We start from the raw sequence: 11,832 nt of genomic DNA, 5'->3' as shown, positions 1-11,832 counted from the left end.
TTAGGCGAACAATAGAGTAAAGATTGTTAAAAACTTCACAATATATTCGATAACTTATTGATTTGATTGTTTCTCCCCAAAGATTTTATTTTTAATGGCAATTCCTGTAGGTGTAGCTGCAATACCACCTAAACCTGTCTCTCTTAATTCGCGAGGCATCTGTCTTCCAACTCTATACATGGCTTCAATCACTTCGTCAGCATTGATGAGATTGTTTACGCCGGCTAATGCGATGTCCGCTGCTGCTAAAGCATTTGCCGTTCCAATGGCGTTTCTCTTTACACAAGGAATTTCTACCAAACCAGCGACCGGATCACAAACTAAACCGAGTAAATTTTGTAATGCAATCGAAAAAGCTTCAGAAGATTGCTGTGGCGTTCCACCCGCAGCTTCTACCGCAGCTGCAGCCGCCATCGCTGAGGCACTTCCTACTTCAGCTTGACATCCTCCATACGCTCCTGAAATACAAGCGTTGTTTGCGACTATCGTTCCAAATAACGCTGAAGTGAATAGAAAATGAATCATATCTTCATGACTTAACTGCAACGTATCTTTAATACTAAATAGGACTCCCGGAATCGTCCCACTCGCACCTGCTGTTGGAGTTGCACAAATAGCTCCTAATGCAGCATTTACTTCATTAACACCGATAGCACTTTGAATCCCTAACACCATTAAATCTCCAGAAAGAGTTTTCCTATTTTCTCGATAGTTTTTAATTTTTACAGCATCCCCTCCGGTCAAACCTGTTGGAGAAAATACACCGTCGCCCTCGATACTTTTATTTATTGCATGTTGCATAGTCGCTAAATTTCGTTCCATTTTACTCCATACTTCTTCATAAGAAGTTTTAGTTTGTTTGATTTCCTGTTCGATTGCTAATTCATAAATTTGCTTTTGGCTTTTATTAGCTGCATCCACAATTTCTTTTATGGCCATATACATATTTTTCACTCCTTAATGTGACTAAAGAATAATAAGATTAGCTATATTGCTTAAATCTCCTAATTCCTTCTGAGCATTACCTGGCAATATCGAATCCAAAGCGAATGCATAAAAGTATTTTGTTTTATCTTCCAAACTATGAAAGTTGTTAATTTCCACATCATATTGTTTAAAGATCCTGCGTAAAACAAATTCAAAGTCAGCTCTTTCTGAAATCGCAATAACAACTGGCAATGGCCCCTGCAGATTTAAGCTAAATCCATCAATTTCAACATTTTTGACTTCAATCAACCCACCACCGACCGAAATACCCATTACTCTAATACTTCGACTTTCATCCTCTGCATATACATCTGCCGTATTTGGATGACCAGCAGGACTATTACCCAATTGTTCAATAAAGGTAATGTCAATTCCCTTAGACTCTGCTATTTTAATAGCATCTGGCACTTTGCTGTCATCAGCAGCTAAGCCTAATATACCAGCAATAATTGCAAAATCAGTTCCGTGACCTTTATGGGTTTCAGCAAATGATTCATAATACTTTACCACAACTTTTTTGGGAAGACCTTGAAATAATTTATTAGCAACTGTTCCAATAGCCAAAGCACCTGCAGTATGTGAACTTGAAGGGCCTATCATTATGGGCCCAATCACATCAAAACAACTTTTGTATTTAACAATCTTTTTTTCTTTAATAGATGCTACATTCATGTTCATATAAGCACCCCCATAATTTATTATTTTTAGCTGTAGTTGAATCTAAGTTATTAGAATGATCGATTCAAAACAAGTTTTGTTTGATAACGCTTTCTTTATTGAGTTGAATAAACTTCCCTTCTAATCCGCTATCCTCCGTATAGTAATCATATCAGTATGTCCAATTTTAAAAAATTACTGGCAAGTTCTTTAGAATTTTTAATCCAAAACGAGGTTTGATATTTTCTCTAGAGGTAATAAATTGTGTCTCGACGCCCTCATTATAACTTGTATATTTATAAGTTTAATCTTTTTTTATTTTTAGAAAGATTGAATAGACAGAATTTTGAATAGGTAATAAATTACACTTAGTATGTAGCAATTGTGTCCTTTGTTTGAAGCTGTATTAGTTAGTAAAAAAGCAAAAATAACACAGAGTTCCTTTCATAAACACATTGATTATATTGAAAAATCATTATAAAGATACTTATATTGTCTTTTGTTTGAACATCTTATTTTGAACGGGAAACCTGTTGCAATAAATAATTCATTCATATGAAAAGGAATACATTAATAAAATTTAAAAACGTCTTAGTATATTAATTATACATTTTTTATAAATATTAATTATCAAAAAAAACTAACTTCTTATTAGGATCTTAACATAAAGGATACATTCCAAATAACAATGGAGATTCTGCTTTATCAATTTCTTTATACGTTATATTTCCCTCTTTACCTGCAACAGCAACTTGTACTTTTTCATTTGTTTTCACATCTTCTGCACCTATTGCACCACCCGCCAATAATCCTGTACTTAACAGACTATCGTGAACAAAAGTTAGAGAGTTATGGAACAAAATATAATGTGTATGTACATACATTTCTTTTAAAAGAAGTTTTGTAGTATGCAACTGAATTAAAAAAATATAGATTTTTATGACTCTTTTTAGGGGATATAGCAAAGTGGGATCTTTTATATGCACATTGCTATACCGAACTAGATTTCAGCATAGTATTTTTTTGCAACTCATTGATTTTTACCAAACACGTATAAAAACCAACAATATGAAAATAAACGACTGGCTAAAATTTTACTTTCAATAAAATAAAAAAAGAACCTGCAAATTTGCAGATTCTCCTGATAATGATTTATATAAGTAAAACTCGAAAATATAATACAATGATTCAAAAATAAGTTCAAGTAAATCCAAAGAACCCGCTGGAGTTCGGGTTCTTTCAGAAGTGATGATGTTTTCTCGGATTTGCAAAGTGAGAAAATACAAGAATATAATACATCGAGATTTAGAGAATTTCAATACTTAAATTAGAGGTTATTTTAATATGATGTAACATCAGCATTTTTGAGGAATAGCAATGAATACCTTATACATTTCCAGTCTACATAACGCTTTATTATCAGTAGAAAGAAAAAGTAAATCCCTACTTTCACAAGAAATCCGCCTTTTTACTCTATTCATTTTTTGATACATTCCCATCCACGGTTTTAGGGTTCTCTTTTGTACTGTGTTAGCCGAAAAATTTTATAAATCATAATTCGTTTTTCCTCCACCTGTTTCACCCTTTCTACACCCTAGTTTTACAAAATAAGAGGTCATCAAAACTTATATTTATTACTTTCTGTTATCTCCTCTCTCTTGTTCTATGCATAGTCTATTTGAATTTTTATTAGCTACTAAAAAAATTTACAGGACGATTAAAAAAAGCCAAGTGCATTACACTCGGCTTTATGGTCGATTAAACATTTTTACTTCAGACGTATTAAACTGATGTAGATAGTCTTTAGTAGAAGTATAGCCTGAATTCATGAGTGTTTTCTTTTCTTCTTCTGTGATATCGAAATTAAATGACGGCGTAAAGAATGTATTGATAAATACAGTGCGGGCAGCATCTTCTTTGGTTGTTTTTCCACTCTCATGACCTTTGATCATGGTTTGAGACAAATTCCATGCAAAATGAATAAGAGAATGGCCAATATGATGTTCTGTTGAAGTTGCGATATGTTTTAACATGGCAACCTCGGCCTGAGATTCTAAACGGAAACCTAGTGTTTCTTTGTTATAGACAATTTCATCTGTAGGATCAAAGAAAGATGCATTGTATTTCGTGTGTAAGCTTCTTAGTGTAGAATGATCCTCCATATTGCTTATCAGTTTATTAACCTCGTCAATCGTATCTGTGGTCGTGAAGTGTTCTTCCTTATTCACAAAACTTTTCCGATCAAATAAACGAATTGGGTAGTTATCGAGTACACCTCCGTCTACATAATAATCTTTATCCCATTCCACAGATTTAAAAAAGAATGGGATGGACATCGAAATCCGCACAGCAACTACTAACGGGACATCAGGTGTCGTTTCGCGAGAAAACGTACGAAGCTGGTGTGTAGAAACGTTCGTTCCTTGGAAAAACACGTCTTTTCCTGTTTTGTCATACAACTGCTGAAAAGTTGTGTCCTTACTCCCTGTCCACTTTTCAACGATTTTTCCTACCCACTCAGTGAAGAAATCCCCTTTATAGATACCAAAACCATCAAAAAATAAACGAATGTTATCTTGTACAATCGAAAAATCATCATCTTTAAATGCTTTGAAATTCATGTCTTTGTGGATTTTTACAAGATCTGCGAATGGAATGGAAAGACCTAAAAGTAATGCAGTAATCGCTCCAGCTGACGTCCCCCCAAATCGTTGTATTTCTGATAAAATCCCTTCTTCATTTAGTGCACGGATGGCACCTATATAAGCGCTTCCCTTTACCCCGCCACCTTCAAATACTAAGTTACGAAATGGATATGCCATTATATACCTCCAATAAAGAAATTTTCGATCTGTTATAGTATCGGAAGTATATTGAAATATATTCCAAATGGTATTAATAAAGTTTCCTGTCCTCCGATACGTATGGCCGAATTATCTTTATTCAATGAATGAATTGTTTGAAAGAGAAGAAATTTGCTTGGAATGGTAATTTAGTAGAATAGGAAATAGGAAACAGGAAACGGAGCGCATCTTTGGATACACTGACTAATATCCCCTTTTGAAATTGTATATAACGTAACTTCTTTTCCAATGCATCCTCCTAGTAAAATCACGAGTAAGAAATCAAGGAACAACCTACATTTCATAAAGTCCTCACTCTCTTTAACATGCAATCCAGTAATATAATTTTTTTCAAATACGTAGAAATATGGTTTAACCAGTAATCAATGATCAGATCTTCTTAACTTAAGTAAACCTAAATCTATTTGTCTCCATACAGAAAGAGATAAATAGTTTTGTTCCTATTCATGAAATAGTACAATATATGCAAAATTACATATCTAATTAATTGCTTTTAATGTTATATTTTAATAGCGATGAATGCTATTATTTCATAAGTTGTCAACAAGCGTTATGTATGTATGAGAAAAAGGAAGGAGCCAAATAGGCCCCTTCCTTTTTCTACTAATTAACTAAATTACTCTCTGGTAAAAATTTAAATAGTAATGCTCATTTACAGGCGTCTCATTATGAATTAAACATGCTAACTTAGCTTGCTGTCGGAAAAAATAAAAACGATAGCATTAAGTTATTAAGAGACAAAAATTCATCAACACGAAGACAGATTTGTCTTGGCTAGATAAATTTGGTGATAAATACAGGAAGTAACTCTTACGATTCAATGATTCTTTTTCCTGCCTTCTACCCTTGCCACTTCTGTTTCATGACTTGTAAATAGAGATCTTCAAACTCGTTAAAAGGGACGCGAAAAACACCTAATGTATCGATATAAGCAGAAATCACATCTTTTTCATTAAAATGGATACCTTCCTGTGCTAAGTCATAGCTATCATTAAGGCTGTATAAATCAAAATATTCTTCTTCCCAATACAGGCCTCTATTTACTAGTAATCGAGTAGAGCAAGTAATAGCTTGTTTAATATTCCATTTCTGAGCTACTAACTTTTCATTTAAGACTGAAAGAAGGATGTTTACCGAGGGGTTTTCATCAACTATGCGGCTATATGACAGTAAAGCCGATTCTATATATATCAGCTTTGCTTTAGACATTAAAGATATCTCCATAATTTCATATGGCGGGTGATCATTTGCTTCAATCAACCTATCGCACCATGAAATAACCTCCTCTCTATTCCAAAGTCCGCAGCCTAGTCCTAATGCATACAAGTGGGCTAAAGTTTGATAAGATTTCAATATGGTTCACCTTCAATTTAACTGTATAGTGGTATTGCATTCATTTTGGAAATAATCACGCTTAGTAATAAATATAATCAGCTGCCCAAACGGACAGCTTATTTGCATTAAAAACGCTACACATGAACTTTTTCTTTTTTTCGACGCACAAGCCACCAAACTAAAGATAGCAGTACTAGGGGAAACGGAAATATCTGAATAAACAAAAATACTTCCCAAAAATCGTGCATCGTACTACCAGGGGAATCTGTTGCCATCCCGCCAATAAAAAAAGACAATGGAATGACAAGTATATTTATACCTAAGCTAATCATTAGGAATGATAGATTTTTCTTCCAGATTACTGGTAATGCAGCCGCGATTAATAAAACCAATGCAGTACCCAGTATAAGAAACAGTGCTCCAAATAAAAATACAAAGTATAAAATAGCATTGATTAAAGGTTCCACAATAGCCCTCCTAAGGATTCATTCTATAGAAACACTCATGTTATTTAGAAAGTCAGGATGCTATACCTCTTAGTTGTCTTTCAATTTCTTCATCGCTATAGTCTTCATTTATCTGCTTAGAATACTTAATCTACTTGCTTATATTCTGGACTGCGTTAGGACATATGTTTCTATTGTACAACCAGCTAGCAAGAAACCCACACTTATCCCTGCTAATACGGTACCTTTAAAGGCTCTGTTCATATTCATTTGCCCCTTTTATCTTTTCGTATTTTTTCTCCATCCATAGACAGTCCATTATGAACGTTTTCATTATAAGTATTGTCTGCTCCTTACTATCTGTTTCGGCCCTGATTCTTCTCGTTTACCGTTTCAGTATTACGCTTCAATTCGCATTATCATCACATAAAAAGGACATACCTATTCATATATATACCTTTATTATTTTATATTGAAATAAATAATGGTTCAAAGTTATTTTGTGAAAATTATACAAAAATTAATAATTCATCAATTACCCAACAATAGATAATATGGATAAAGAAAAAATACTAGAGAATATCACATTGTAGTAGTCTCTAGTATCTTTTCATAGTATTTTAGCGGCTATGCAATACGGAGGGATAAAAAAGGACCTCTTACGGAAAGATAAGAGGTCATCAAAAAGATAAAAATGTTGTATTTGAAACACGCGAGTTTCTAATTCACATCATAACACAATATATTTATATATTCAATATATACATTAAAGATAAGGAATATTACATCATTGAAGATTACGGTGAACCAGGAGATAGTGTTGAAAATGAACCTACTTTGCGCAACATTTTCCCGAAAAAGTATGCGGATGTCGCACCTGCTAAGACATTTTGAATAATCTTTGCAGCTGCTACATCAACGGGTAATTTATTGTATTTCCAATCTAGAGAATCAATTGTCCAATCCCATACTTTTAAAACTAGTGAAATAGATCTTTTTAATTACATACTTAATTTATTTTTTAATGTCCAATATTTTTCTCCATTAGCTTCAAAAGAGAATTCTACCCATCCATTCGGATCTTCACGATAAATAAAGATGGTTGTTCCAGGAGTTACTGTACCAACTTTATTCTCCTCGACAGCTACATCTGGTCTACTTTTAATTTTTAATTTAAATGGATAAGGTACCTGATAGTAAGTAGCTGATGATACAACATTTGAGCTTGAACCGCCTGCATACATTTTATATGGAATTTCATTAGATAACGCGTCGACATCTAATGTTTCAGGATTCTTTGGTAATTTTTTTGCATATGTATAGTCTTCTACACGAAACGGTTTAATACGTTCCATAATACCCGCAATTTTCTTAGCCCAGCCTTTATCTGATGCATATTTCACGTTCATGCCAGTTAATGTTGACCCGTTATAATACATACCACTTTCTTCTAAATATCTTTCTCGTACATAATTAGCGTTATAAGCAATGCTATCGCCGTAGCTTGGTAAATATTTCGCATATTTAAACGGGTCTCCATCATATGCACGTAGACCGAATAAATTATGTTTTTGATATGCAATTTCTGATTTTCCGTATCCAGATTCTAAAATCGCATGCGCCGCTAAATAATGAGCACTCACGCCATATTGATTTTGCGCATTGATAAAATCTTGTCCATGTCCAACTAAGGGACTATCTGAATGATATTTTGCAATAAAACTATCAATCTCTTGAGCTGTAATTTTCGAAGCCACTGTTAAATTTAAATCTTCATATGAGGTAGCAGTAGTAATCTCTTTTTCATCGTTTAAATTTTGTTGTAACATATCTGTTTTTGCAGTAAGTTGAGCAGCTTCAGCACGTGTTATAAATCTATTTGGTTGCCAACCGTTCTCGGTACCATTAGAGATTTTTAAATCTATTAAAATATTGGCATATTTTTCTCCCCAATGCCCTTTTAAATCTTCAAATCTAACCTGATCATTATGATTTGGTGTGCTTTGTAGTTTATATGCATTTACTAGCATCGTAGCCATAGCAGCGCGAGTTACTTTTCCGGATGGATTGAAGATTCCATTACCTTCACCTTTAACAATCCCAGCTTTTTCAGCAGCAGCAATATAAGGAGTAGCCCAGTGATTTTGTGAATCTGTAAAAGATGGTTTTGCATTAGTGTCAATTTGTATCCCTAAAACTTTTGTCATAATCTTTGTAGCCGAAGCTCTGTCTAAGGAATCATTTGAACCAAAAGTTCCATCTGGATAACCATTTAATACCTGTTTATCAACTAAATAGTTAACGGATTTATCAGCCCATGTAGGAACATCAGGGAATTTATGAGTATCTGCTAAAATATTAGAAGAATAGGATAATATAACTCCTGCAAGGATACCTGTTGCAATTAATTTATGCTTCATTAAAATAAACACCTCTACCATTGTATTTATCAAATTGAAATTTTCTATTTTTATATTTACATGTTTGTAATAATAATAAAATCGTATTATCACGCATTCAATTTAATGTAACGAGTATAGTTACTTATATACACAAGTGTCAATGAATTTCTTTTACAAAAATGCATAATTTTTACATTATTTTGTAATTGAATTATGTATAAATTTTGTAAAGGACCTTTTGATAGATTTTACCTGAATAAATCTCTTTATTTGTTAATTTGCCAATCTTTCTTGTTTACTATTAATCAATTAAAAAAAGAATTTTTTTTGTTTAAGAGCTACTTTAAAATCTTAAGTTGATGGATGTGTGAACGTACCGCTACTAAAATTCTTGCTTTTAAATCATTATTACTGTATTATATTTACGTATCAATATAAGGATTATATTATATAAAAAGGAATCAAATCTATAAGTAAGATTTAAATCCTTTTCGAAATCAAAAAGACTTTGTCAAAATCTAATATAATTTATGCTTGTCTTTTTAATATGTATCTAGTAAAAACATATTTTTTATCCATAGAATTCTGTTTTCAATGATAGGAATTAGTGTTCTAAACAAGAAACCGTACAAAGTGATCTGAAAAACCTGAGAGATATTGTATGTAGTTTGCTCATCTCCAGGTACTACAATAAAAGAGCCTTACCTTTCTAGGGAAGACTCTACTAGTTTAGTTGTATACTATTTACATGATAACTAAGAAACAGAAAACATATAACACCAAATAACAGCACCCTATTACTCCTCCTACAGCTAATACCTGTTTAACCCAACTCTTAAATTTTTGATTACTGTAAATCGCTTGCACTCTTTCCATATTTCCTCCTATTAAGCAGAACCCTTAAAGACTCTCACCTCGCTATAGTACCATTAAAAAATGAATAATAGAGATCTAATGTATAAATATGCAATATTGCATACGAAAATGTATTGTTATAATTGTAAGCGCTTACTATAATAAGGTTATAAAGATTTATTACATCTTAATACGAAAAAGAGGAGAGAATAATATGGAAATCGCAATGGCAGTTTTAAAATTTATAGGTGGAGCAATCCCATTAATTCAAGAACTACTAAAAGCATTTATGTAAATTCACTATTTAGCAATTATTTATAAAAATTATTATACAAATGATCTGTATATCAAAAATGAATTGGTTTACAGATCATTTGCGTGATCAAGGTCCCTTTAACATGACTAATGGGCCTTTTTAAAATTTTTAAATAATTAAGGTTACGTCACATCACCATCAAGTTAGCAAAATAAAACGAAACTTTAACTTGATGGTGATGGGGTAACAGTTGTGATTTAGAGATAAGATCAGATTATACAAAGTTTTGCACGTCAGCGATACCGGAAATAAACTTCGCCTTTAGTAGCAAGAATCCCCAATAAAGATAGTCAACTTGCCTATTTAGGAATAAGAGTGTCAATTTAAATAATGCATTCTGAAACACTACTCTTCTTCTAAAATAGCGTAATAATATTCATCCCACCATTCATTCCCATGTGGTATACACTTCCTGAAATAGCCTTCTCTTCTCATTCCAATCTTCTCCATTACTCGATATGATGGGGTATTTTGTGGCTGACATGTAGCTATAATCCTATGTAATTTCATTTCCTTAAAGCCATATTCCAATGTAGCTTGTGCTGCTTCAGAAGCATATCCTTTATTGAAATATTTAGGATTGAACACCCAACCAATCTCATATGTATGCTCACCAAAATATTTATGAAAAACTATATGACCAATCAGAATATCTTTATGAATTAATACTACAGGAAAGTTCTTAGCGTTTTCACCAATGTTTTCATTCACAAAGTTTCTTGTATTTTCTTCAGTAAAAACCCCTTCAGGTATGTATTTCATAACATTGATATCTGATGTATACTCATGAACAGCTTGCCAATCTTTGAACTCAAATTTCCGTATTAATAATCTTTCTGTTTTTATAAACATTTACTTTTCCCCCTCAAAAAATTGCAACTATATTTTAAATCCACATTTAACCCTTAAAACAAAAAGAACTTGTAGGACTCTCTACAAGTTCTTTTTGTTTTAAGGTGAATATACGAGCCAAACAAACTATCTTACAGATTGACTGTAGAAACTTTAGGGGTAATGCTTTGACAAATATATTATATAACAAATATTAACATCCACAGGATTTATTTTTGAAAATTATGTGAATTAAGAAAGGAAGTAGTTTTTTCTTAGCTATTATTATTATTAACTGACGGTATCATTATATTTTATTCTGCAACTTATTTAGAAGAGCTATGTACATTTCGAAGAAGTTCTTCAATAAGTTTTGTTTTTTCATTTACCTTTGTGGCATATGTGAAATCACCATAACAATATGGATACCTAAAATTATTTTTATTTCCACCACAAGTATACATCGCTGGATTTTGATCAACTTTCATCTTAGAAAACTTTTTGGCTGAATCCTCCGAGTGTTGTTTAACTTCTTGACTAGCAACAAAATCAATATAACCTGGCCCCATATTATAGCTTTGAATAATTGTATCCATGCTAACATCCTTGTCCGTTCCATATTTGTACATTTTAGCAAAGTGTTTTACCCCTTGTTCAATGCTCAAGCTTGTCTCTTGAATTTCATTTGGCTTTAATCCAAGTGATTCAGATGACTGCATAGGATCGTTTCCCTCACCTCTACTCTCTTGATACATAATTCCTAATAAAATTGGTGTTTTCTCTCCTAAATTATATTTTTCTAATTCTTTTTTTAAGGTAGACTCATATTGCAATACACGTTTTTCGGTGGCTTGCGCTTTATTTTGTTGAATATTGGTTTTATGATTAAAATATAGCATTCCAAGTATTATTACTAAGCCTAAAATACTAATAAGGAACACTTTTATAATTTGTTTTTTACTTGTATCCTTCATATATTCCTCCTCGTATAAAAAATTTAATTTTTCAAAGGTAATTGGTTATTTACAAACTATGTAATGAACATCTATCTCCCGCCCTTTTTAGACTCAAACATCAATACTTTAAGGTTTTAAGTTTAATATAAAAATTTAAAGATAAGGTAAAGATAAGATAAAGAT

9 protein-coding genes and 2 pseudogenes are annotated in these 11,832 nt (G+C 32.4%); 2 read left to right on the top strand and 9 right to left on the bottom strand.

The features are described 5' to 3' along the window. Positions 1-54 precede the first annotated feature (54 nt). From sdaAA to MR112_RS12460, 5 genes are all read right to left on the bottom strand, one after another. A complete protein-coding gene (sdaAA, locus tag MR112_RS12480; protein WP_000281777.1) occupies positions 55-945 on the bottom strand; it encodes an L-serine ammonia-lyase, iron-sulfur-dependent, subunit alpha in 891 nt (296 codons plus the stop codon). A 21-nt stretch (positions 946-966) separates the two neighbouring features. Beyond that, positions 967-1,665 carry a serine dehydratase beta chain gene (locus MR112_RS12475; protein ID WP_086396011.1) on the bottom strand — a complete coding sequence of 233 codons (699 nt, stop codon included), beginning with the start codon at positions 1,663-1,665 and terminating at the stop codon, positions 967-969. 1,727 nt (positions 1,666-3,392) lie between these two features. Further along, complete coding sequence (locus MR112_RS12470) at positions 3,393-4,466, bottom strand: patatin-like phospholipase family protein (protein WP_048656296.1); 1,074 nt, start codon at positions 4,464-4,466, stop codon at positions 3,393-3,395. Between the two features lie 882 nt (positions 4,467-5,348). Then, on the bottom strand, positions 5,349-5,861 hold the full coding sequence (locus MR112_RS12465) for a hypothetical protein (RefSeq protein ID WP_000844535.1): 513 nt from the start codon (positions 5,859-5,861) through the stop codon (positions 5,349-5,351). A 116-nt stretch (positions 5,862-5,977) separates the two neighbouring features. Next, complete coding sequence (locus MR112_RS12460) at positions 5,978-6,310, bottom strand: hypothetical protein (protein WP_000433519.1); 333 nt, start codon at positions 6,308-6,310, stop codon at positions 5,978-5,980. A gap of 747 nt (positions 6,311-7,057) precedes the next feature. On the opposite strand from MR112_RS12460, the pseudogene MR112_RS12455 reads away from it, so the two are divergent. Further along, positions 7,058-7,165 (top strand): annotated as a pseudogene (locus tag MR112_RS12455) (peptidase M56); the annotation flags it as partial. On the opposite strand, the pseudogene MR112_RS12450 reads toward MR112_RS12455, so the two are convergent. Next, positions 7,153-7,266, bottom strand: a pseudogene (locus MR112_RS12450) (polysaccharide deacetylase); the annotation flags it as partial. The pseudogenes MR112_RS12455 and MR112_RS12450 overlap by 13 nt on opposite strands. Before the next feature lie 24 nt (positions 7,267-7,290). Then, the gene (locus MR112_RS12445) at positions 7,291-8,709 is read right to left on the bottom strand and encodes an S-layer homology domain-containing protein (RefSeq protein WP_242245007.1); all 1,419 of its coding nucleotides are present in this window, start codon (positions 8,707-8,709) and stop codon (positions 7,291-7,293) included. A gap of 946 nt (positions 8,710-9,655) precedes the next feature. Here MR112_RS12445 and MR112_RS12440 point away from each other — a divergent pair. Next, positions 9,656-9,841, top strand: coding sequence for a hypothetical protein (locus tag MR112_RS12440; RefSeq protein WP_001987408.1), 186 nt, complete (start codon positions 9,656-9,658; stop codon positions 9,839-9,841). A gap of 366 nt (positions 9,842-10,207) precedes the next feature. On the opposite strand, the gene MR112_RS12435 is transcribed toward MR112_RS12440, so the two are convergent. Both MR112_RS12435 and MR112_RS12430 read right to left on the bottom strand, forming a co-directional pair. Beyond that, positions 10,208-10,714: a GNAT family N-acetyltransferase gene (locus tag MR112_RS12435; RefSeq protein WP_000470150.1), complete on the bottom strand. Its 507-nt coding sequence runs from the start codon at positions 10,712-10,714 to the stop codon at positions 10,208-10,210. A 305-nt stretch (positions 10,715-11,019) separates the two neighbouring features. Beyond that, positions 11,020-11,667 carry a lysozyme family protein gene (locus tag MR112_RS12430; protein ID WP_000655735.1) on the bottom strand — a complete coding sequence of 216 codons (648 nt, stop codon included), beginning with the start codon at positions 11,665-11,667 and terminating at the stop codon, positions 11,020-11,022. Positions 11,668-11,832: the final 165 nt, after the last annotated feature.

The organism is Bacillus cereus group sp. BfR-BA-01330 (genome assembly GCF_022663885.1).
GTDB classification, from domain to species: domain Bacteria; phylum Bacillota; class Bacilli; order Bacillales; family Bacillaceae_G; genus Bacillus_A; species Bacillus_A cereus.
The sequence above is the reverse complement of the archived record's forward strand: the minus strand, read 5'-3'. Positions and strand labels throughout refer to the sequence as shown.

What these genes read in the sequence shown, in the direction of transcription:
- MR112_RS12445 (WP_242245007.1), bottom strand. Translation starts at nt 8,709, where the DNA reads ATGAAGCATAAATTAATTGCAACAGGTATCCTTGCAGGAGTTATATTA.
- MR112_RS12470 (WP_048656296.1), bottom strand. Translation starts at nt 4,466, where the DNA reads ATGGCATATCCATTTCGTAACTTAGTATTTGAAGGTGGCGGGGTAAAG.
- MR112_RS12440 (WP_001987408.1), top strand. Translation starts at nt 9,656, where the DNA reads ATGCAATATTGCATACGAAAATGTATTGTTATAATTGTAAGCGCTTAC.
- MR112_RS12430 (WP_000655735.1), bottom strand. Translation starts at nt 11,667, where the DNA reads ATGAAGGATACAAGTAAAAAACAAATTATAAAAGTGTTCCTTATTAGT.
- sdaAA (WP_000281777.1), bottom strand. Translation starts at nt 945, where the DNA reads ATGTATATGGCCATAAAAGAAATTGTGGATGCAGCTAATAAAAGCCAA.
- MR112_RS12435 (WP_000470150.1), bottom strand. Translation starts at nt 10,714, where the DNA reads ATGTTTATAAAAACAGAAAGATTATTAATACGGAAATTTGAGTTCAAA.
- MR112_RS12475 (WP_086396011.1), bottom strand. Translation starts at nt 1,665, where the DNA reads ATGAACATGAATGTAGCATCTATTAAAGAAAAAAAGATTGTTAAATAC.